Annotated in this window: 22 protein-coding genes; 8 read left to right on the forward strand and 14 right to left on the reverse strand. The window is 53.3% G+C overall.

Annotated elements, in window-relative coordinates; translation table 11 throughout:
- Positions 1–76: 76 nt before the first annotated feature.
- Positions 77–961, reverse strand: a complete 885-nt coding sequence (locus tag B4N58_RS02345) for a hypothetical protein (protein WP_156799615.1) — start codon at positions 959–961, stop codon at positions 77–79.
- A 110-nt stretch (positions 962–1,071) separates the two neighbouring features.
- Here B4N58_RS02345 and B4N58_RS02350 point away from each other — a divergent pair, with 110 nt between their 5' ends.
- Positions 1,072–1,938: an FkbM family methyltransferase gene (locus B4N58_RS02350; RefSeq protein ID WP_291745433.1), complete on the forward strand. Its 867-nt coding sequence runs from the start codon at positions 1,072–1,074 to the stop codon at positions 1,936–1,938.
- Between the two features lie 11 nt (positions 1,939–1,949).
- Here the strand turns inward: B4N58_RS02350 and glmM are convergent, their stop codons facing one another.
- The 5 genes from glmM to B4N58_RS02375 all read right to left on the reverse strand — a co-directional run bounded on the left by glmM (position 1,950) and on the right by B4N58_RS02375 (position 8,323).
- Positions 1,950–3,293 (reverse strand): phosphoglucosamine mutase, encoded by a 1,344-nt coding sequence (gene glmM, locus B4N58_RS02355; RefSeq protein ID WP_291745434.1) that lies wholly within the window; start codon positions 3,291–3,293, stop codon positions 1,950–1,952.
- Positions 3,294–3,320: 27 nt separating this feature from the next.
- Positions 3,321–4,313, reverse strand: coding sequence for a GlcNAc-transferase family protein (locus B4N58_RS02360; RefSeq protein ID WP_291745436.1), 993 nt, complete (start codon positions 4,311–4,313; stop codon positions 3,321–3,323).
- Positions 4,310–5,146 (reverse strand): dihydropteroate synthase, encoded by an 837-nt coding sequence (gene folP, locus B4N58_RS02365; protein WP_291745438.1) that lies wholly within the window; start codon positions 5,144–5,146, stop codon positions 4,310–4,312. The genes B4N58_RS02360 and folP overlap by 4 nt, the downstream gene beginning before the upstream one ends.
- A 468-nt stretch (positions 5,147–5,614) precedes the next feature.
- Entirely contained in the window at positions 5,615–7,537 is a 1,923-nt protein-coding gene (gene ftsH, locus B4N58_RS02370) for an ATP-dependent zinc metalloprotease FtsH (RefSeq protein WP_291745440.1), read from the reverse strand.
- 150 nt (positions 7,538–7,687) lie between these two features.
- Positions 7,688–8,323, reverse strand: coding sequence for an RlmE family RNA methyltransferase (locus B4N58_RS02375; RefSeq protein WP_008250353.1), 636 nt, complete (start codon positions 8,321–8,323; stop codon positions 7,688–7,690).
- A gap of 28 nt (positions 8,324–8,351) precedes the next feature.
- On the opposite strand from B4N58_RS02375, the gene yhbY reads away from it, so the two are divergent.
- The gene (gene yhbY, locus B4N58_RS02380; protein WP_008250351.1) at positions 8,352–8,723 is read left to right on the forward strand and encodes a ribosome assembly RNA-binding protein YhbY; all 372 of its coding nucleotides are present in this window, start codon (positions 8,352–8,354) and stop codon (positions 8,721–8,723) included.
- Between the two features lies 1 nt (position 8,724).
- Here yhbY and B4N58_RS02385 read toward each other — a convergent pair whose 3' ends face one another.
- The 6 genes from B4N58_RS02385 to B4N58_RS02410 form a co-directional block, all read right to left on the reverse strand.
- Positions 8,725–9,204: a DUF4149 domain-containing protein gene (locus B4N58_RS02385; RefSeq protein WP_008250349.1), complete on the reverse strand. Its 480-nt coding sequence runs from the start codon at positions 9,202–9,204 to the stop codon at positions 8,725–8,727.
- A 29-nt stretch (positions 9,205–9,233) separates the two neighbouring features.
- Complete coding sequence (gene greA, locus B4N58_RS02390; RefSeq protein WP_008250341.1) at positions 9,234–9,710, reverse strand: transcription elongation factor GreA; 477 nt, start codon at positions 9,708–9,710, stop codon at positions 9,234–9,236.
- Positions 9,711–9,791: 81 nt separating this feature from the next.
- Entirely contained in the window at positions 9,792–13,022 is a 3,231-nt protein-coding gene (gene carB, locus B4N58_RS02395) for a carbamoyl-phosphate synthase large subunit (protein WP_008250339.1), read from the reverse strand.
- A 62-nt stretch (positions 13,023–13,084) separates the two neighbouring features.
- Positions 13,085–14,260: a glutamine-hydrolyzing carbamoyl-phosphate synthase small subunit gene (gene carA / locus B4N58_RS02400; RefSeq protein WP_040513056.1), complete on the reverse strand. Its 1,176-nt coding sequence runs from the start codon at positions 14,258–14,260 to the stop codon at positions 13,085–13,087.
- 164 nt (positions 14,261–14,424) lie between these two features.
- Positions 14,425–15,282, reverse strand: a complete 858-nt coding sequence (locus tag B4N58_RS02405) for a bile acid:sodium symporter family protein (RefSeq protein WP_008250335.1) — start codon at positions 15,280–15,282, stop codon at positions 14,425–14,427.
- Between the two features lie 27 nt (positions 15,283–15,309).
- Positions 15,310–15,513: a hypothetical protein gene (locus B4N58_RS02410; RefSeq protein ID WP_291745447.1), complete on the reverse strand. Its 204-nt coding sequence runs from the start codon at positions 15,511–15,513 to the stop codon at positions 15,310–15,312.
- Positions 15,514–15,611: 98 nt separating this feature from the next.
- On the opposite strand from B4N58_RS02410, the gene B4N58_RS02415 reads away from it, so the two are divergent.
- From B4N58_RS02415 to B4N58_RS02430, 4 genes are read left to right on the forward strand one after another with little or no spacing between them, the layout of a single operon-like run.
- Positions 15,612–16,154 carry an RNA polymerase sigma factor gene (locus B4N58_RS02415; protein WP_291745449.1) on the forward strand — a complete coding sequence of 181 codons (543 nt, stop codon included), beginning with the start codon at positions 15,612–15,614 and terminating at the stop codon, positions 16,152–16,154.
- A complete protein-coding gene (locus B4N58_RS02420; RefSeq protein ID WP_138517564.1) occupies positions 16,147–16,740 on the forward strand; it encodes a hypothetical protein in 594 nt (197 codons plus the stop codon). Before B4N58_RS02415 ends, B4N58_RS02420 begins: the two co-directional genes overlap by 8 nt.
- 21 nt (positions 16,741–16,761) lie before the next feature.
- On the forward strand, positions 16,762–17,964 hold the full coding sequence (locus tag B4N58_RS02425) for a sulfite oxidase (RefSeq protein WP_105028380.1): 1,203 nt from the start codon (positions 16,762–16,764) through the stop codon (positions 17,962–17,964).
- Positions 17,961–18,287: a c-type cytochrome gene (locus B4N58_RS02430; protein WP_105028379.1), complete on the forward strand. Its 327-nt coding sequence runs from the start codon at positions 17,961–17,963 to the stop codon at positions 18,285–18,287. The genes B4N58_RS02425 and B4N58_RS02430 overlap by 4 nt, the downstream gene beginning before the upstream one ends.
- Before the next feature lie 372 nt (positions 18,288–18,659).
- On the opposite strand, the gene B4N58_RS02435 is transcribed toward B4N58_RS02430, so the two are convergent.
- The gene (locus B4N58_RS02435) at positions 18,660–19,607 is read right to left on the reverse strand and encodes a LysR family transcriptional regulator (RefSeq protein WP_105028378.1); all 948 of its coding nucleotides are present in this window, start codon (positions 19,605–19,607) and stop codon (positions 18,660–18,662) included.
- Between the two features lie 90 nt (positions 19,608–19,697).
- On the opposite strand from B4N58_RS02435, the gene B4N58_RS02440 reads away from it, so the two are divergent.
- Together B4N58_RS02440 and B4N58_RS02445 are read left to right on the forward strand one after the other, a co-directional pair.
- Complete coding sequence (locus B4N58_RS02440; RefSeq protein ID WP_138517562.1) at positions 19,698–19,958, forward strand: hypothetical protein; 261 nt, start codon at positions 19,698–19,700, stop codon at positions 19,956–19,958.
- A gap of 115 nt (positions 19,959–20,073) precedes the next feature.
- Positions 20,074–20,283, forward strand: a complete 210-nt coding sequence (locus B4N58_RS02445; protein ID WP_040512957.1) for a hypothetical protein — start codon at positions 20,074–20,076, stop codon at positions 20,281–20,283.
- Here the strand turns inward: B4N58_RS02445 and B4N58_RS02450 are convergent.
- Positions 20,280–20,672 (reverse strand): DUF2784 domain-containing protein, encoded by a 393-nt coding sequence (locus B4N58_RS02450; protein WP_291745455.1) that lies wholly within the window; start codon positions 20,670–20,672, stop codon positions 20,280–20,282. The genes B4N58_RS02445 and B4N58_RS02450 overlap by 4 nt on opposite strands.
- Between the last annotated feature and the right edge of the window lie 31 nt (positions 20,673–20,703).

Genomic DNA, 20,703 nt, shown 5'->3' on the forward strand with positions numbered 1-20,703 from the left:
GACCCTCTGGTCCCAAACCAGATGCGCTACCAGACTGCGCTATGCCCCGACAAAGAAGCGGAATTTTATGTTGATTTCAAGGTTTCGTCAAGGCCTCACACAGCGTTAAGTCAAATTGGGCGCTGCGTTGAAGGGGCTCAGGCCATTTGCCTTCAACTACGCCAAGTTTGCGCGATTCCTTCGCTCCCAACTCAGCAGCACGTTCCAGCCATGTTTTAACTGGGCGAAACTTGAAAACCGATCGGTTTCTGATCGCCGGGCTGCCATCTGAATACACAAACTGCCGATATTCATCGGCAATGGCTGCCCGATCAAACCCGCTCACTTGCCGCTCTGCAAGCTGGGCAAAAAACCCATTCGCGTTGTAAGCCATGCCAGTCAACTCCCGACAGGTGGATGGCGAGGGCGGCACTGCAAACTGGGTTTGCCGGGAAAAAGGCTCCTCCAGCCACCTGGCCATACCCTCGGTAAACCACTTGGTTTTAAAGGGCGAATAGGCGTATTGGTACACATGGAACAGTTCATGGGCGGGCGTAGTGCTCAGGCGAGGGTCCACCTGTGAACCAATTTTTATTTTCAGCGTAAAGGCCTTGGAGGACTGACCCTCGTACCAGTTGGGTTTGGTGGGCTCATCAAACGCAAGGCCTGTACCCTGGTCGAAGTGCTGAATATGCACCTCGATTCCATCGCTTTGAGCGTATCTCGGGTGTTTCAAAGGCGGAACCAAATTCAGCTGGGTTTGATATAACCAATCCGCAGCCTTTAGTTGCACAAAAATATCGTCTACTCGATCGGGAACCCCATTGCCATTCCGGTCATCTGGAGGAACGGCATGTTTGCCTTCGGTGGTGTAGAAAACCCTGAACACCCCTTCAGCCACACTGTGGGTGTAAAGTGCTTTGGGGTGAGGCTTGGCCCACGCAGACTGCGCAAGGATTAAAAATACCAACAATCCGGGCAAGCAGAGCGAATGCGGTTCAGGCTTGATTACACTGAAAACCTGGCTCGGCAAATATCGGCATATTTCTTTTATTTGCATCATTTCTTTACTGAAATCTGACTGAAAACATTATGTTCCTGGACTTCATTGAAATTGGCACCTCCGACTTCAACACCCTGATTCAGGCGGCGGGCCCCAATACGCGCGGCCTGTCCATTGATCCCATATCACTTTACATCGACCGCCTTCCAAATCGCCCAGGCTGTAAAAAAATCAACGCGGCCATCTCCAATGTTGAAGGCTCGGTAAATGTCTATTTCATACCACCTCAAACTCTGGCAAAACACAAACTGCCCAACTGGCTTCGCGGCTGTAATTCAATCGGCGCACCTCACCCCACAGTGACAAAACACCTTCAGAAAACAGGCTTGGCCCAAGAAGAAGTTTTGGTGACCCAGGCAGTACCGTGCCTTCGACTGCAAACCGTTTTTAAACAACACGAAGTTGACGGGGTGTTCATGCTCAAGGTCGACACCGAAGGCCATGATGCAGTCATACTGAATGACTTTTTCAGCGATGCGAAACCCGGACAATGGCCGCATCAAATTATTTTTGAATCCAACAAGTTATCTGACAGCGAGACCATTCATCGGCTGATCTCAAAACTGATTTTGATGGGCTATGACATCGTATCTTGCCAAACCGGCGGCGGTGCCAGCGACACGCATCTGCGATTGAACCTCAATCGCTTGAAGGGCGAGCGCGCCATCATTCAAACAGCGCAAGGCTATTACCTGGAGGGTTATCCGAAAAATTACTCGCCACTCAACCTGCCGCACGAGAACAATCTGGATTCAGCCCTGAAGTACGCCAGCCAACAACAAGCGGCTGGCGTCACCTTTCAATATGGTCGGTATGAAGTTCGGCAGGGGCGCTACCTTCAACACTCTGTAAAAGACTTACAGGTGTGCAGTTGGGTAACGCTTCCGGCAAGCTGAGTAAAGCTGAATCAGGCTTTGGGCAAGGCTTCAAGAATGGAATCGACCAGGCGATTGGCTGTCGATTTGTCGGCCGTTTCCACCATCACGCGCAACACAGGCTCGGTGCCAGAAGGACGAATCAACAAACGACCATTGCCACCCAACTCAGCCTTCACAGCCTCACATACACCCTGCACTTTCACATCGTTGGCCCAATCGTACCCAACCGGCAAACGGGCGTTTTTAAGCACCTGTGGCAGCATGGCCACGGGCTTCAAAATGTCGGCCAGGGGCAGGCCCAGGTTGCGCACAGCGCGCAGCACCTGAAGGGCACTCACAATGCCGTCACCAGTGGAATGGCGGTCAAGAACCAACAAATGCCCTGAACTTTCACCCCCCAACTGCCAGCCATTGGCCTGCAGTTTTTCAAATACATAGCGATCACCCACCTTGGCGCGCTCAAAACCCACATTCAGTTTATTCAAGGCCAGTTCAAGCCCCAGGTTGCTCATCAAAGTGCCCACCACGCCGTCCACCTTGCCCTGCATGTGCAAGCGCTCGGCCACCAAGGCAAACAACAACTCATCGCCGTTGTAAATTCGGCCGCTACCATCGACGCAAATCAAGCGGTCCGCGTCGCCATCCAGCGCAAAACCGTAATCGGCCTTGTGTTCAAACACAGCCCTGGCCACGAAATCAGGATAGGTGGCACCCACACCACGGTTAATGTTCAAACCATCGGGCTGATCGGCCAACACCACCACATCGGCCCCCAGTTCACGGAAAACCGCAGGCGCAATTTGGTAGGCTGCACCATTGGCACAATCCACCACAATTTTCAAACCACGCAGGTGTTTGTCCCGGGGAAAGGTGCCTTTACAAAATTCGATGTAGCGGCCCGCAGCGTCGTTTAAGCGCTTGGCCTTGCCCAACTCTTCTGACGACTTGCAAGGCGCATTCAGCGCCAGTTGTGCCTCAATTTCCATTTCCCAGGCATCGGGCAATTTGGTGCCCTCACCCGAGAAAAACTTGATGCCATTGTCTTGGTAAGGGTTGTGGGACGCACTGATCACCACGCCAGCCGACATATTCAAGGCGCGTGCCAAATAGGCCACACCCGCAGTGGGCATCGGCCCCACCATCACGACATCTACACCCACCGAAGTAAAACCCGCTTCCAGACAACTTTCCAGCAAATAGCCACTCACGCGGGTGTCTTTGCCAATCAACACACGCGGGCGCCTTCCATCACCTTCGTGTTTGGCCAGCACCGTGCCGGCGGCTTGCCCCAAACGCAACACGAAATCGGGAACCATGGGGTTTTGTCCCACTGTGCCGCGAATGCCATCGGTACCGAAATATTGTCTGCTCATGGAATATCTACAATAGGTGAATAATGTTTATAAGTCTGATTTTACGGGAACTGCGCTGCGCCCCAGGTAATCGATCCCGCTTAATTTACAAAAGCTTTCGAGGTGCGCCGGATTCTCAATACCGTACACCCCCAAATCAGCGCCCGGCGTGAACAAGGCGTTGGTGCGTTCGTTGGAGCGCTGTTGCAACCAGCCAAAAGCGGTGTGGCGCTTGGCCTCCATGTCGGGGTGCCAATGCTGGCCTTCAACCACTCGGCCCACTTCTTTATACAGGTGATACAGCGGAATCAGATTGTGCCGGGGGTGAAACACCTGATAACCCTTGGCATGTGCGCGCAGGGACAGGCTTTGCTCCTCACCCCGAAAATATAAATAGGGGTCGTACGGCACCTGCTGGGTAAAATCGCCGGTCGTGAACAGAAAACACGCCCCCACATGAAAACCGGGAAGGTGGGTCACTTCGGGCGGCTCAGTCCGCTTGCGAACCACCCGGAACTGCAACACCGCTCGATCTGCCGTCAATACACTGCCAGGATCGCGATCAATGAAAAATATCTCATCCGATTTTGAAGGTTCATCCGCCACCGCCCTGCCCTGCACATCAAACCGGAAACCTGGAGGGTATGTGCTAATTAAAGGCTTTGGGTGCGCGGTCTGCAGTTGCTGCAGTTGATCAATCAACAACTCATCCCAAGCTGGATCAAACAAAGTATGAGAATCAATTTGCAGCAAATAATCCTGATCGTTGTACAAAGAAAAAGCGATCGACCTCGCCCAACTAACCCCGCGGGAATCAACAGGCGACAAGCCCACATAGTTGATGTTTTTACGCGCAGGAAACTGACTTAACCATGCCGGGTTCAACTGCTCGGACTGATCAACCAAACCCACATAAATTCGCTGCGGATAAGTTGCTTTGGCAAACAATTGATGAATGGTCAAATGCAGATGGGGCTCGCAATACGCTGCGACACTCACGAAAATCGTGGGCAGCTTGAGCACGCTGGCAGCCTGCATCATTGATTCAAGGCGAAGGCCACTTTCAAAGCCTCCACAGTTTCACGCACATCATGCACCCGCAACACAGCCGCCCCATGTTGCGCCGCATAGGTAGCCGCAGCCACCGAGCCCGCAGTACGTAAACCCGGGTCGGCTTGCCCGGTTAGCTCAGCAATCATGCGCTTGCGCGATACGCCCACCAACACGCCCGCACCCAAGGTTGAAAACAAAGGTGTTGCTTTCAGCAAATCAATGTTGTGTTGCAGTGTTTTGCCAAAACCAAAGCCAGGGTCAACAAGAACACGGCTGGATTGCACACCTGTCTGCTCAAGCGCCACCATGCGTTGGTTCAAAAACCCCTCAACCTCGCTGACCACATTGGTGTACTGGGGCGATTTTTGCATCGTTCGCGGCTCGCCTTGCATGTGCATCACCACCGCTCCTGCATTCGACTGCGCAAGCACCGCCTCCGCACCCGCATCCCGAAAACCGTTCACATCGTTCAAAATATCCACACCCAAATGCACGGCACGCGCCATCACATTGGCTTTCATGGTGTCGATGGACAAGGGCATATTCCAGTTCATCAACTCTTTCAGAACGTCTGCAACACGCGCCCATTCTTCGTCGGCATCAACGCCCTGCGCACCTGGGCGGGTCGACTCCCCGCCAATGTCCAGAATTTGCGCGCCCTGCTCCACCAGCTTGCGGGCATGCTCAATGGCCAGGCTGGTTTGGTTGTACCGCCCGCCATCCGAAAATGAGTCGGGGGTTACATTCACAATACCCATAATCAGGGGCTTGCCGTGGGTGTAGGTAAGCTCGAAACGACCTGCTTTCCAAGTGCGAACCATGTGCTGCCTTGTAAGTTGCTGTAGTGACCATTTTACGGCATAGCAGCAGCTCAGTTCGCCTGCTGCGCTCACAGCTTATCCGTTTGCCTGGGCCCGCTCAGGTGCGTACCGGCAACGGAGTTAGCGTACTGGCTTACTGGCCTACTAGCGCGGGCGTTGGCGCTGCTGGCGTTAGTTCGGGCGAGGCTTGGGCGCTGTGCCGCCTTGCCGGCTTTGCAAGGCTTCCCGGCGGCTTCGTAGCGCGGGGCGGTTCCGCTAGGAACCGATGCGAAGACGCGCTCGCGTTTCGCATGCCCCAAGCAAGAAGCGTCAAGCCGGATGAGAAGCATTGCTTAGGCAAAGCGACTCAGCACCTAAGACTCGTAAAGCGCTGCAGAAGCGTTACCCAGAACACTGCCGCGCGAAGCCAACAAAAAAGCCGCTGGTCGCAAAACCAACGGCTTTCATGTTTAACAAACTCAGCAGCGTTTAATCTGCTTTCACACTCATCGCAGCAGGTGCAGGCTGAGGCGCAGGTGTAACCTTCTCGCCACCGCCACCACTGGAACTGGGGCTGCCGCCCGCAGGAGGTGTACTACCGCCAGTTGAAGGTGGGCGCGGGTCTTTGCCTTCCATGATGTCATTGATTTGATCGGCATCAATGGTTTCCCATTCCAACAAGGCCTTGGCCATGACGTGTACTTTGTCACGGTTTTGATCGAGGATGTCCCAAGCCACTTTGTACTGGGAATCAATGATCTTGCGAATTTCAGCATCCACCATTTGCATGGTTTGCTCGCTCATGTGTGTGGTCTTGGTCACAGAGCGGCCCAAAAACACCTCACCTTCGTTTTCGGCATACACCATAGGGCCTAGGGCCTCGGTCATGCCGTAACGCGTCACCATGTCGCGGGCAATGGCTGTTGCACGCTCAAAGTCATTCGATGCACCAGTGGTCATCTGGTTCATGAAAATTTCTTCAGCAATACGACCACCAAACAGCACAGCGATGGTACACAGCATGCGTTCTTTGTCCATGCTGTAGCGGTCACCTTCGGGCAACTGCATGGTCACACCCAAAGCACGGCCCCGCGGAATAATGGTCACTTTGTGCACAGGGTCGGTTTTGCTCATCAACTTGGCAACCACAGCGTGGCCCGACTCATGGTAAGCCGTGTTGCGGCGTTCCTCTTCGGGCATCACCATGCTGCGGCGCTCGGCGCCCATGATGATTTTGTCTTTGGCTTTTTCAAAGTCGTTCATTTCAACCACACGGCCATTTCGACGTGCAGCAAACAAAGCAGCTTCGTTCACCAGGTTGGCCAAATCTGCGCCTGAAAAACCAGGGCAACCACGCGCCAACACAGATGCATTCACATCGGGCGACATTGGAATTTTTCGCATGTGCACTTTCAAAATCTGCTCACGACCACGAATATCGGGCAGGCTGACCACCACCTGGCGGTCAAAACGGCCTGGACGCAGCAAAGCTGGATCCAATACATCGGGGCGGTTTGTGGCCGCAATCACGATAATCGCCTGGTCGGTCGAAAAACCGTCCATTTCAACCAGCATCTGGTTCAGGGTCTGCTCGCGTTCGTCGTTACCGCCACCCAAACCTGCACCGCGCTGGCGCCCTACCGCATCAATTTCGTCAATGAAAATAATGCAAGGTGCCTGCTTCTTCGCCTGTTCGAACATGTCACGAACACGGGCTGCGCCCACACCCACAAACATTTCAACGAAATCAGAACCGGAAATCGCGAAGAAAGGTACTTTGGCTTCACCCGCAATCGCCTTGGCCAGCAAGGTTTTACCGGTACCTGGTGAACCCACCATCAGTACACCACGTGGAATTCGGCCACCCAGCTTTTGAAACCTTGTGGGGTCTTTCAGGAAATCCACCATTTCCTGCACATCTTCTTTGGCTTCGTCGCAACCGGCCACGTCTGCAAAAGTAACCGGGTTGGTGTTTTCATCCAGCAACTTGGCACGGCTTTTACCGAAGCTGAACGCTCCGCCCTTGCCGCCGCCCTGCATTTGACGCATAAAGAAAATCCACACGCCAATCAACAGGATCATGGGGAACCAGCTGACGAACAGACTCATCAACAAAGAGGGTTCTTCTTCGGGTTTGGCGCGCACCTGCACACCGTACTTCAGCAGATCACCCACCATCCAGATGTCGCCGGGTGAATACACCACGCGCTCACGGTCGTCGGTGGTGAGGGCACGCACGGTGCGGCCTTCAACGATCACGCTCTTGATGCGTCCATTTTGCGCATCCTGCATGAACTCGGAATAGGTCATTTCGTTGGAGCGTGTTTGCTGCCCTTCAAACTGTTTGAACACAGTAAAGAGCACCAGCGCTACAACCAACCAAACTGCTGCTTTGGAAAACGAATTATTCAATGCCACTTCTCCTCGAGGACTCTGCCACCACCCTAGGGAAATGGGGACAGGATGTCCATTTTAAACCCAAGCGAATGAAATACGCCATCACACTATTTCATGGTGTGGATTAACAATCGCAATCACTTGGATCATGATGCTGCAAAATACCTATTTAAGACCCTTGCAAAGCAAAAAGGTTTCACGAGAACGATCTCGCGAGGCCTTGGGTTTGCGCGGCGATACGCTTTTAAACACCTGCTTCATCTGGTGCACAATATTGCTGTAAGAGGATCCATGAAAAATCTTCACGATCAGGGCTCCATTGGGCTTGAGGTGATTCAGTGCAAAATCAATGGCAAGCTCGCACACATGTTCAATGCGGGCTGAATCGGCCGCGGCAACACCGGAAAGATTGGGGGCCATGTCAGAAACCACCAAATCCAGTTTTTCGCCACCCAAGCGTTGATTCAGGTCCTCTAGCACCGCTTCGTCGCGAAAATCCCCTTGAATGAATTCAACACCTGCAATTGGTTCCATTGGAAGCAGATCCAGTGCGATAATACGGCCGTTGATGACACCACCGGGCCCGACCAAGGCTTCCCGAAGCACCTGCGACCAACTTCCTGGCGCACTGCCCAGGTCGACCACCTTGATGCCCGGCTTCAACAATCCTTCCGGCTCTGCGATTTCCTTCAATTTGAAGGCAGCGCGAGCTCGATAACCCGCATTCGTGGCCATTTTCACGTAAGGGTCGTTGATGTGGTCATGCAACCAGTTTTTATTGAGTTTCTTCTTTTTAGCCACCGATTACCCAACCGAGTGAAAAATTAATATGACGGACACCACAGCTGTAACCCTGACACCCGCCGAGAAAAAGGCGCTTAAAGCCCAGGCCCATGCGTTGGATCCGGTAGTTTTGATCGGCGACAAGGGCTTAACACCCAACGTTGTCAAAGAAATCGACATGAACCTGAACGCACACGGCCTGATCAAGGTACGCGTTGCGGGCGACGACCGGGAAGCACGCCTTGAGTATGCGCAAGCCATTTGCGATGAAACTGGCGCAGCCCTGGTTCAACACATCGGCAAGTTGCTGGTGTTGTTCCGCCCCAAAGCAGAAGACTCCGAAAAAGCCAAAGCCAAAAGCCGACCTAAACCCAAGGGACCGCGCCAAACCAAGCGTCAGTTTGCGTCGAAGGCCTGATTTATCCTACTGAAGTCGAAACCGGTTTGACACCAAACCGGTTCAGGCCCCACACCAAAGCCCCAATCATTTTGACGGAATACAGCACGCTTGAAATGGCGTGCATATTGCCGAACTGGCTGCGCATGGCCGCCAGCTCGTCACCTTGCAAATCAGCCATGGCCGCACGCAGGGTATTCATGTAGGGCTGAAGCCAGGCCAGCTCAATTACACTTACTGCCAAAATAACAGCCATCAAACCACTGAGCCGAAAACTGGCCCGCAACTCGCCAGCAAAATTTGACAAGGCCAGCAATACGGCGCTACTCACCAGGGAGTACAGGGCCAGCATGTAAAACAACCGGCCGGCTACCAATCCAGCCTCAGGGCGCGGCAACCACTTGAACAAACCTGGCGCAACCAGAATGGCCATGAACCACAAAGCCCCGAGCCAAATTGCCCAGAACGCCAGTTCCGCACCCCGAAAACCGCGCCAAGTCATTGTTCCTGAACTCCTTTATTGATTCAACATCAAATATACTTCACTTCCAGTACTTCGTATTCGCGCAAACCGCCTGGAGCCTGAACATGGGCCACATCGCCTTCGTACTTGCCAATCAAGGCACGTGCGATCGGACTGGAGATGGAAATAAGGCCAGCCTTGATGTCTGCCTCATCGTCACCCACAATTTGGTACTCAACAGTTGCGCCGGCTTCAATATCTTCCAGTTTTACAGTGGCACCGAACACCACGCGGCCTTCGGCGTCCACGTTGGTGGGGTCGATGATCTGCGCATTGCTCATCTTGCCTTCAATTTCCTTGATGCGCCCTTCGATAAAACCCTGCTTTTCCTTGGCTGCATCGTATTCGGCGTTTTCGGACAAATCGCCCTGCGCGCGCGCCTCGGAAATGGCATTGATCACTGCGGGGCGATCAATGGTTTTCAGGCGGTGCAATTCTTGTTTCAGCTTTTCAGCACCCTTGACGGTCAATGGAATAGTGGCCATAAATTCAGTTGTTCCTGCAAATGGAAAGCCGCCTGATAGCAAACATTGCTATGAGACGGCTTAAAGGTTCAGACAGGCAGATTAAGCGGAGAGTTCCGCATGCAGGCTTTGAACGCTGTAAACGTCCATTGCGCCGAGGTGTTTCATGCCCTCGACTGAAGCCAATGCACCTGCCATGGTTGTAAAGATCGTAACACGAGAACTCAGTGAAGTGGTTCTAATGTAACGGCTGTCGTTGATCGCACTTCGGCGCTCTTCAACCGTGTTCACCACCAACTGGACTTCACCGTTTTTCAGCATATCGACAATGTTCGGGCGACCTTCCAGCACCTTGTTGACCACGGTGCATTCAATACCACCTTCAGCAATGGCCGCTGCCGTGCCTCGCGTTGCAATAATCTTGAAGCCCAGATCGATCAAACCCTTGGCAAGCTTCACGGTGTGCTTCTTGTCTTCGGTTTTCACGCTGATAAAGGCTGTACCGCCCTCGGGCAGCTTGACTGAAGCAGCCAGTTGCGACTTCACAAAAGCCTCACCGAATGTACGGCCCACGCCCATGACTTCACCAGTCGACTTCATTTCAGGGCCAAGAATGGTGTCAACGCCCGGGAATTTCACGAACGGGAACACGGCTTCTTTCACTGAGAAGTACTTGGGCACTGGAATTTCTGTGATGCCTTGATCTGCGAAAGTACGGCCCGCCATGCAGCGCGCTGCAATTTTGGCCAATTGCTTGCCCGTCGCCTTGGACACATAAGGCACGGTGCGTGAAGCGCGGGGGTTTACTTCCAGCACATACACGGTGTCGTTTTGAATGGCGAACTGCACGTTCATCAAGCCGATCACATTCAGGGCTTTGGCCATGAGTTCGGACTGACGTTTCAATTCAGTCACCATGTCAGCCGAAAGACTGTACGGGGGCAAGCAGCAAGCCGAGTCGCCACTGTGCACACCAGCCTGTTCAATGTGCTCCATCACACCGCCAATCATCACGGTTTGGCCGTCGCACAAGGCATCCACGTCTACTTCAATCGCGTCGTTCAAGAAGCGGTCGAGCAGCACGGGGCTGTCATTGCTTACTTTCACGGCTTCGCGCATATAGCGTTCAAGGTCTTTCTGCTCATGCACAATTTCCATGGCGCGACCACCCAACACATAACTTGGGCGCACCACCAAGGGGTAACCAATTTCCTGAGCATGGGCAATGGCTTCGGCTTCAGTGCGCGCGGTGCGGTTAGGCGGCTGGCGCAGGTTCAGCTTGGTCAACAACTTCTGGAAACGCTCGCGGTCTTCGGCGATGTCGATGCTTTCAGGGCTGGTACCGATAATGGGTACACCATTGGCTTCGAGTGACTTCGCCAATTTCAATGGCGTTTGGCCACCGTATTGAACAATCACGCCGACAGGCTTTTCGATGGCCACAATTTCCAGCACGTCTTCAAGCGTCAATGGCTCGAAGTACAGGCGATCGGAAGTGTCGTAATCGGTTGAAACTGTTTCCGGGTTGCAGTTGACCATGATGGTTTCATAGCCATCTTCACGCAGTGCCATGGCAGCATGCACGCAGCAATAATCGAACTCAATGCCCTGACCAATGCGGTTGGGGCCACCACCCAGCACAATGATTTTCTTCTTGTCGGTAGGCGCAGCCTCACATTCCTCTTCGTAAGTGGAATACATGTAGGCCGTACCGGTTTTGAATTCGGCCGCACAGGTGTCCACGCGCTTGTACACGGGGCGCACATTGTGCTGGTGGCGCAACTTGCGAATTTCCGCTTCGGACACGTCCAGCAAATAGGCCAAACGACGATCGGAGAAACCTTTGCGCTTGAGCAGCCGCAAAACCGGCTCAGTCAAATCAGCCAGGGTTTTCGTTTCCAGTTCAAGTTCGGTTTCAACAATGTCTTGAATCTGGATCAGGAACCAACGGTCAATCTTGGTCAGCTGGTGCACTTCTTCCAGGCTAAAGCCTTGGGCAAAAGCATCGCCCACATAGAAGATACGCTCCGGGCCGGGCTCACCCAGCTCGCGCTCAATCACTTCGCGATCGGTTGTTTTCTGGTTCAACCCGTCCACACCCACTTCCAGGCCACGCAGGGCCTTCTGGAAACTTTCCTGGAATGTGCGGCCCATGGCCATTACTTCGCCCACACTCTTCATTTGTGTGGTGAGGCGGTCATCGGCTGTTGGGAATTTTTCGAATGCAAAACGTGGAATTTTTGTAACCACGTAGTCAATCGATGGCTCGAACGACGCGGGTGTCAAACCACCAGTGATATCGTTTTTCAGCTCATCGAGGGTGTAACCCACAGACAGCTTGGCTGCCACTTTGGCGATCGGGAAGCCGGTTGCTTTAGAAGCAAGTGCAGACGAACGCGACACGCGAGGGTTCATTTCAATCACGATCATTCGGCCATTGGCCGGGTTGATCGAGAACTGCACGTTTGAACCACCAGTATCTACGCCAATTTCGCGCAGAATGGCAATGGAGGCATTGCGCATCAACTGGTATTCGCGGTCGGTCAGTGTTTGTGCAGGCGCTACGGTAATGCTGTCGCCGGTGTGCACGCCCATGGGGTCGAGGTTTTCAATAGAACACACGATAATGCAGTTGTCGGCGCTGTCGCGCACCACTTCCATTTCGTATTCTTTCCAGCCAATCAGACTTTCTTCAATCAGAAGCTCGTTGGTGGGCGAGGCTTCCAGGCCACGGCGGCAAATGGTTTCGAACTCTTCGGCGTTGTAAGCGATACCGCCACCGGTACCACCCAAGGTGAAGCTGGGGCGAATAATGACCGGGAAGCCATTGCTGCCTACTTCTTTGGCAATGCGGGCCTGCACTTCCAGCGCTTCTTCCATGGAATGGGCCACACCGCTTTTTGCAGAATCCAGACCAATGCTAGTCATGGCATTCTTGAACTTCAAGCGGTCTTCGGCTTTTTCAATCGCCTCTTCTTTCGCGCCAATCAACTCGACATTGTATTTGGCCAAAACACCGTGCTTGGCCAGATCAAGCGCACAGTTCAATGCAGTTTGACCACCCATGGTGGGCAACACGGCATCGGGGCGCTCTTTTTCGATAATGCGCTCAACAACCTGCCAAGTGATGGGTTCGATGTAGGTGACATCGGCCATTTCCGGGTCGGTCATGATAGTGGCCGGGTTGCTGTTGACCAGCACCACTTTGTAACCTTCTTCGCGAAGCGCTTTACAGGCTTGGGCACCTGAGTAATCGAATTCGCAGGCCTGACCAATCACAATGGGGCCGGCGCCGATGATCAGGATTGTTTTTAGATCGTTACGCTTTGGCATAACTTCCCTTTAATTTTAAAAAATTCAATACGGTTCAGACGAAGGTGTGCACTTGGGGCCGGTTAGGCTTTGGCTGCCTTGATGTCTGAAATAAAACGGTCGAACAATTCAGCCAGATCGTGTGGGCCTGGGCTGGCTTCCGGGTGACCCTGGAAGCAGAAGGCAGCCCGGTCGGTCCGCTCAAGGCCTTGAATAGAGCCATCGAACAGCGACACATGGGTGACACGCAAGTTGCCAGGCAATGAGTCGGCATCGACCGCAAAACCATGGTTCTGGCTGGTAATGGCCACGCGCTTGGTTTTCAGGTCTTGAACCGGGTGGTTTGCACCGTGATGGCCAAACTTCATTTTCATGGTTTTGGCGCCGCTGGCCAAAGCCATCAACTGGTGACCCAAACAAATACCGAATACAGGCAGCTTGGTGTTGTCCAGAATGTGCTTGATGGCGGAAATTGCATAGTCGCAAGGCTCGGGGTCGCCTGGGCCGTTGCTCAAGAACACACCATCGGGGTTCAAGGCGAGTACTTTCTCCACTGGCGTTTGTGCAGGCACAACCGTGACACGGCAGCCGCGCTGGGCCAGCATGCGCAAAATATTGCGCTTGGCGCCGTAGTCGAACGCCACCACGTGGTGCGGACGCTCTCCGGTTTGGAAATGAGGTTCTTCAGCGGCCACGCCCAAGGCCCATTCGCCTTCAACCCATTCATGAACCTCGGTGCAGGAAACCACCTTGGCCAGGTCCATGCCGGCCAAGCCAGGGAAGCCTTTGGCCAATTCAATGGCGCGTTCAGCGCTGAAAGTTTCGCCGCTGTCCTCGGTCAACAGGCAGCCATTTTGGGCACCTTTTTCACGCAGAATACGGGTCAGCTTGCGGGTATCAATGCCTGCAATGCCTGGTACGCCATGCTTTTTCAGGTAATCGGCCAACGGCAGCGTTGAACGAAAGTTCGACACCAGTTCGGGCAGGTCTTTGATGACCAGACCTGACAAATGAAGCCCTGAGGATTCTTCGTCTTGCGGGTTGGTGCCCACATTCCCGATGTGCGGATAGGTGAGGGTAACAATTTGACGACAATACGATGGGTCGGTGGCAATTTCTTGATAGCCCGTGAGCGAGGTGTTGAAAACCACTTCACCCACTTTCGTGGTGGGGGCGCCAAAAGAAATGCCCTCGAATACTGTGCCGTCTGCGAGCGCGAGCAAGGCGCGCGGGTGGGCGCTTGCGACTAATTTCGACAAGGGAAACTCCAATAGATGCGACAAAACACCCGGGGACAAATAACACCCGCGCAGGCTTTTTGCCTAAGAATCATTCAGCTAGCCGAGAATTATACCCGGAACAGCCGGGTTCGGCCACACCGAAGTGCGGCCTATCCAGAAGTTTGGAAGAATTTGGTCGCAAATCAGTTGGGAAGTCTTCTGCCGTACCAACAAAGCAAAGCAACAGTGACATACATCAACAGCCCATAAACAACGACTGGGACAGCAATTTCCGCGTTACCCAACAAAGACAATGCAATTGTTAAACCCAGCGTAGAGTTCTTGACACACATCTCTATTGAAACGGTCAGACTGTCACGGGCATTCAAACCGCTGAGCTTTCCACCCAACAAACCCAGGGCGATTGCGGCGAAATTCAAAGCGACGACAGGCATCCAGGCCTGAGCAAACCAAGTGGGCATATTTTCAGATTCGCTCACCCCGATCAAAACAATAATCGCAACCAGCACAAACACCGCAAACTTGTTGATTGCTGGCTCAAATTTCTGGGACAACTCAGGTTTCTTGGCACGAACAAACATGCCAATACACACCGGAATAATCACGATCACCATCATGGTAATGAGGGTTTTCAGAAAAGGAAGTTGCAGCTCGGTGTTGGCCCCGACAAACAGCGGAAGCGCGTAGGACATGTAAAAGGGAATAGTGAGCACTGTCAACAGGCTGGCAATCACAGTCAAGGTGATGGACAAAGCCAGGTTGGCTTTGGCCATGTAAGTCAGGACGTTCGAAGTGGTGCCGCCAGGCATGACCGCCGACAAAACCAGACCAGCCGCCATGACCCCGCCGCCGAAAAGACCGCCGATTGCAAACCCCAGCAAAGGCACACCGAGCAGTTGCAACACTGTACCAACGATCACCCCTTTGGGCTGTTCTTTGATGCGTCGAAAATCTTCCACGGTCAGGCTTAAACCCATACCGATCATGATGATAAAAAGGGAAACCGGTAAACCGATCGTGATGTAGGTGTTGCCGAGCATTGTGTCTCCGAGAATATTTTTTGTTGTTCAGCTAATGTAGCCGATGCCGAACCCATGCGCTGTCAGCAAATTGACGTTTTTTCCGCCTTTTTGCACCCGACCGATCAAATAGTTCCAATCACCTTGGCGGCCATCGCCACCAGGCCGCCGCCAGTTCTCGAACGAGGTCAGCGGGCATTCGATGCCCAACGCAATCAACAGCAAACCGCCCACCACAATTTGCGCCCACATGGACTTGAGTTCACATTTTAAGCATCCCCCTGTGGCAACCGGTTTTTTATTTTGCAAACCATGGAATGAGATGCTCGCATCTGTGCTCTTATACGACTATGAGCCTTTTTCTGTCCAGCGCCGAAAGCAGATACAACCAGTGGGTCAAAGAGCATTACCGCTTTTTGATGCGCAGTGCATGGGCGTTGACGGGCTCCAAGGTGCTGGCTGAAGACATTGTTCAGGATGTTTATTTTTTGGCATGGAAGCATCGCAAACAGTTAAAAGATGAATCCCTGGCGCGAGCCTGGTTGTTTCGCATCATGCGGCGCTGCGTGATCCGCCACGCACAACCAAAAACCTCGCGACTGGACGACGAAGCAAACGGCAACATTGATCAGTTCGCGCCAGACAGCGACTCCCGTATTGATTCAGTTCGGGCCTTGGCCAGAATTGCACCCATTCATCGCGAAGTGCTGGTGCTGTATTACTTCGATGACATGAGCACCATGGCCATTGCCGAGGCACTTGAAATTGCGCCAGGCACCGTGATGTCCAGACTGGCCCGTGCGCGCGACGCGTTGAAGCAGGTCATGAATCCTGCGCCTCCCGTTGATTCGTCCAACAAAATTACTACTCTTCTTCGGTCTAAAGATGGATGACCCTCGCAACACTTTTCCTGACGCATCAATCGACAGCGAGTTCGATCTGAATGCCCGTGCTGAATTGTCCCTGGCGTACCAGCCAGGCGAAGCCCCCTCGAGCCTGTACAAACGCGAACGCTATTGGCGCACGCCGCTTGTCAGCGGTTTGTTGGCACTGGGCCTGTTCGCAATGGTGGGCGGCGGGTTCTTTGCGCTTCGCCCACCGGAACTGGTCCGCGGAGCTATTGAGCATGAATATTACGAACGAACCCTGAGGGGACAGTTCATAACATCAGCAGAACTGATGCCAAAGTTTGGCTTGCCCGCCAACAAGCCAGTGCCCGGCTTCGCGCAACTGATGCGCCCTTGCGATATCGACGGAAATTTGGCGTATCACTTGACAACCTTTTTTGAGAAGGGCGGCATGGTCACCCTGTTTGCCTTTGAGGAAGGTGTTCACATTCCACAAGGCAGTGGCTGGTGGCGTGATGTGTACTGGCAGGTCAGGCACAACGCAGATGGCAAGGCAGTTGTAATGGTTGCACAGAAAGAGAAGGCGATTTCAGCCGCGAACCGTGCATTGATTGAAGCAAAAAGCAGTTAAAACAAACCAAAGGAGAACGAGATGTCAAACACAATTTCATCGAATGCCAGAAGACATGTGCTTAAGGGTACTGTCGCGGCCATGGCCATGGCGGGGCTGGCCAGCTGGACCAAACTTGGTTTTGCCGCAGACGCAAAACCCCTGCCGGGTTACGCCGACTGGAAAATTCCTGGCGACATTATCGTACATAGCAACAACACACTGGAGACCAAACGAAGCGCCTATGGCACCAGCGTTATTACACCCAACGACCAACTGTTTGTTCGCAACAATCTACCACCTCCCGATGCTGAAATCCTGAAAGATCGGGATGCCTGGGTGGTGGAAATTGACGGGGTTGCCAAACCCGCAAAATTGACACTGGCCGAACTGAAAACCATGGGGCTTGAGACAACCGCCATGGTGCTGCAGTGCTCCGGAAACGGGCGTGGATTCTTCCCGCACAAACCAAGCGGCACCCCCTGGAAAGTGGGCGCGGCTGGCTGTGTGGTGTGGAGCGGCGTACCCGTTCGCGCACTGGTTCAAGCCCACGGTGGCGTGAAAGCAGGTGCAAAATACATGACAGGAACAGGTGGTGAAAAGTTGCCAGACGGGCTGGATCCCTTGAGTGTAATTGTGGAACGATCTGTGTCGGCTGATGCCATGGAAGACGCACTATTGGCCTGGGAAATGAATGGCGAACCCATTTCCCTGGCACATGGCGGACCTTTGCGCCTGATCGTGCCGGGCTTTACCGGTGTGAACAACATCAAGTACATCAAGCGCCTGGCATTCACCGAACAGGAAACCAAGGCCAAGATCATGTCGCACGGTTACCGGATCACGCCCATCGGGGGCACGTCTGGTCCAGACCTGCCTTCGGTTCAACAGATGTCGATCAAGTCCTGGATCAACGCACCCTTGCCGGAGGATGGCGCCATCAAGGCTGGGCGCGTTCAAATCCACGGTGTGGCCTTCGGGGGTACCCATGCAGTGAAGGGTGTTGAGGTGTCCACTGACGGCGGGAAAACATGGACTGCTGCGAAGTTTGTAGGTCCAGACCTTGGCAAATATGCATGGCGCCAGTTTGTACTGGAAGCCGATTTGAAGCCGGGTGAATACCAGCTGGCCAGCCGCGCGACCGACACAAGCGGTGAAAGCCAGCCCGAAGCCCGTGTTGAAAACAAAAGTGGTTACAACAACAACAGTTGGCTGGACCATTCAATCAAAGTGAGTGTGGCATGATATCAAAGACTGTATGGATGCTCGGCCTGGTGCTGTCCTTTGCAACAGCAGCCTCGGCAGGGGAAGCAGAAGACATGGCCTTGGGTAAGAAACTTTTCACCTCTCAAGCAGTGCCTGCTTGCGCTGTGTGCCACACCTTGGCAGATGCAGGTTCTGAAGGGGCAATAGGGCCGGTACTGGATGAACTGAAACCCAGCGAAGACCAAGTGGCCAGGGCCTTGCGGGATGGCTTGGGACAAATGCCTTCTTACAAAAACAGTTTGACGGCAGAGCAGATCAAAGTGCTGTCCAAGTATGTTGCCAAGGCAGCGGCAGGCAAGTAGGTTTGCTTGCCGTCAAGGCTTGATTGTATTTTGCATCAGGTTGAGGTGATGCTCTTGAAATTCGGAGATCAAAAAGGGCTCACCTCGCTCCAGTATGAAATAACAAAATGCCTCCGCAGTTGGGGAAAGGTACTTACCAAAGGTGTAAGTTAAATTCCATGTGCGCATCACCGCCTGCTTCACGGCTTCGTTGATTTACAGTTCCATCGCAACCGGGGGTGTGATGCGGTGCGTCGAAAATCTTCCACGGTCAGGCTTAAACCCATACCGATCGTGATGCAGGTGTTGCCGAGCATTGTGTCTCCGAGAATATTTTTTGTTGTTCAGCTATGTAGCCGATGGCTGAAAGATTCGCTGTCAGCAAAATGCGGTTTAATCTGCCTTTTTGAATTCTGTGCGAACAATTTGCTCCAGAAAGTCGGCGACCACCCGGGTTTTCAGGGACAACTGGCTGCTTAAACCCGGTGGAAACACCAAGTACATGGGCAAACCGCCTGTGGCCGGGTTGTCGCAATACCAATCTGCAAGAATTTCAACCAGTTCGCCACGTGCCAAGGCGCCCTGCAGCATCCAGTCTGCGCTTCGACCCAAACCCAAACCCGACTGAATGGCACGCACCACCATCATTGGACTGGAACAGGTAAGCCATGAAATCACCCGGTGCTTTTGACTGGGCTGCGCGCCGTTTTTAGGCCAGAACTCCCATTCCTTTTGGTCTCCGCGCTGAGAAAATGCAATGCACTGGTGGTGTACCAGATCGGCCGGAGTTTGCGGCACACCGTGCTTTTCAAGGTAAGCAGGCGCGGCATACAACTTTCGCCAAATGGTGGCCACTTTGCGGGCCCGCAAGGTGGAGTCTTGCAACAAGCCAACACGCAAAGCGATGTCAAAGCCTTCTTCTACAATCATTGCGTTGCGGTTGGAGAGGTCCACTTGCAGTTGCACATCGGGGTACTTGGCATGAAATTCAGGCAGGCGGGGTGCGAGAATCTTTTCGCCCACGATCACCGGAAGGCTGATACGAACGGTTCCGTGCGGCTGCCCGCTTTGCAGTTGGGTAATCGCATCACGCGCCTCTTGCTGACTTTCCAGCATGCGCTGCGCATACAGTTTATAAATTTCGCCTGCCTCGGTAATTTTGACCTGCCGCGTGGTGCGGTTAAGCAGACGGATATTCAAATGGGCCTCGAGCTGCGCAATGGCTCGGCTGATACTGGACGGGTTCTCGCCTTTCAGCTTGGCCGCAGCCGCAAAGCTACCTGTGTTGACCACCATCAGGAAAGTTTCAGCTGCTTGAAGTTCATTGAAATTGTTGCTCATGGCGCAATGGTGTAATTCGATACCGGTAGTTTATTTGCACAATGTACATCAATACCATGACTTCACACCATCTCAAAAGGAGTGTGAATCATGAACGAATGGCCCGAAAACCTCACTGGCCTGGACCTGAACTGGAACCTGTTTGAAACCGCAAACAAGGCACTCAGGACAACATTAATTTTGCTGATTGTTTTGGCTGGCATTGGCCTGGCCCAAGCCACGAATCTGACCACTGAGCTGCCCACCGTGCTGGTGACCGAAACCACGGAATGGCTGAACTTTTCCGGCTGGTTTTCCGATGGTGCAATTGGCGGGTTTGACGCAGCGGGCGCCAGCATTGGGGGTTGGTAAGACCAGAATGACACAACTGTAATCATGCAGTGGGAAGTTTGTCATTCGAAAGGTCGCACAGTGGAACTGGATTCGGTACGAGGTCGTGCCGAATCTTCAACCACTGGAGACCGCCATGAAAACATTCGCACAAACTTGCTTTGCAATCGCCATAAGCACAGCATCCACCCTTGCTTTGGCAAACAACCCGGTGAATCAACCGATGACCGAATGCGAGAAAGCCAAGGCCACCAAGACAACGGAAATTGCCCAACAAACCACACACCATGATGTGGTGATTCAAGCGATTGCCAAGGCAATGCATGAACCAAAAACAAAGTATTAACTACAAATTCGCTGCGGCGGCCAGCGCCACCAAGCCGCCACAACAGCAAGGCCAAACAGGGTGTAAGCCAAGGCAAACACCCAGCCTGGGGCCTGATAGAACATGACCCCGTGAACCCAGTGTTGAATGAAGCTGCCCTGATAAACCCCCTGCCCTGCATGCAGGCGCAACCAGTTTTCAAGTGTGGTGAGCGGGCATTCAATGCCCAGCCAGCTTTCAAGAACAACCACTGAAATTGCGAGTAAGTGCATGGCCCTGAACCACCAGTGGTTGACCCAAGACCAACGCAAGAAATTGCCCAATACGATCAGCAGCAAGCCACCCACCACGAATAGCACAATGGCAAAGTGGATCAAGAGCACCAAGTCAGCAAAATGTGAATAGTTCATGCAGGCAGCATAAACAAAAAGCCCCTCGATG

Origin of the sequence: Limnobacter sp. UBA3528 (assembly GCF_002377005.1) — a bacterium.
Classification (GTDB): domain Bacteria; phylum Pseudomonadota; class Gammaproteobacteria; order Burkholderiales; family Burkholderiaceae_B; genus Limnobacter.

Bases quoted from the DNA above. Each gene is read 5' to 3' on its own strand.
- yhbY (WP_008250351.1), top strand. From the start codon at position 8,352: ATGACGGACACCACAGCTGTAACCCTGACACCCGCCGAGAAAAAGGCG.
- B4N58_RS02440 (WP_138517562.1), top strand. From the start codon at position 19,698: ATGAACGAATGGCCCGAAAACCTCACTGGCCTGGACCTGAACTGGAAC.
- B4N58_RS02435 (WP_105028378.1), bottom strand. From the start codon at position 19,607: ATGAGCAACAATTTCAATGAACTTCAAGCAGCTGAAACTTTCCTGATG.
- B4N58_RS02425 (WP_105028380.1), top strand. From the start codon at position 16,762: ATGTCAAACACAATTTCATCGAATGCCAGAAGACATGTGCTTAAGGGT.
- glmM (WP_291745434.1), bottom strand. From the start codon at position 3,293: ATGAGCAGACAATATTTCGGTACCGATGGCATTCGCGGCACAGTGGGA.
- folP (WP_291745438.1), bottom strand. From the start codon at position 5,146: ATGGTTCGCACTTGGAAAGCAGGTCGTTTCGAGCTTACCTACACCCAC.
- B4N58_RS02415 (WP_291745449.1), top strand. From the start codon at position 15,612: ATGAGCCTTTTTCTGTCCAGCGCCGAAAGCAGATACAACCAGTGGGTC.
- B4N58_RS02385 (WP_008250349.1), bottom strand. From the start codon at position 9,204: ATGACTTGGCGCGGTTTTCGGGGTGCGGAACTGGCGTTCTGGGCAATT.
- B4N58_RS02450 (WP_291745455.1), bottom strand. From the start codon at position 20,672: ATGAACTATTCACATTTTGCTGACTTGGTGCTCTTGATCCACTTTGCC.
- B4N58_RS02430 (WP_105028379.1), top strand. From the start codon at position 17,961: ATGATATCAAAGACTGTATGGATGCTCGGCCTGGTGCTGTCCTTTGCA.
- B4N58_RS02445 (WP_040512957.1), top strand. From the start codon at position 20,074: ATGAAAACATTCGCACAAACTTGCTTTGCAATCGCCATAAGCACAGCA.
- greA (WP_008250341.1), bottom strand. From the start codon at position 9,710: ATGGCCACTATTCCATTGACCGTCAAGGGTGCTGAAAAGCTGAAACAA.
- B4N58_RS02350 (WP_291745433.1), top strand. From the start codon at position 1,072: ATGTTCCTGGACTTCATTGAAATTGGCACCTCCGACTTCAACACCCTG.
- B4N58_RS02405 (WP_008250335.1), bottom strand. From the start codon at position 15,282: ATGCTCGGCAACACCTACATCACGATCGGTTTACCGGTTTCCCTTTTT.
- carB (WP_008250339.1), bottom strand. From the start codon at position 13,022: ATGCCAAAGCGTAACGATCTAAAAACAATCCTGATCATCGGCGCCGGC.
- B4N58_RS02410 (WP_291745447.1), bottom strand. From the start codon at position 15,513: ATGTGGGCGCAAATTGTGGTGGGCGGTTTGCTGTTGATTGCGTTGGGC.
- B4N58_RS02420 (WP_138517564.1), top strand. From the start codon at position 16,147: ATGGATGACCCTCGCAACACTTTTCCTGACGCATCAATCGACAGCGAG.
- B4N58_RS02360 (WP_291745436.1), bottom strand. From the start codon at position 4,313: ATGATGCAGGCTGCCAGCGTGCTCAAGCTGCCCACGATTTTCGTGAGT.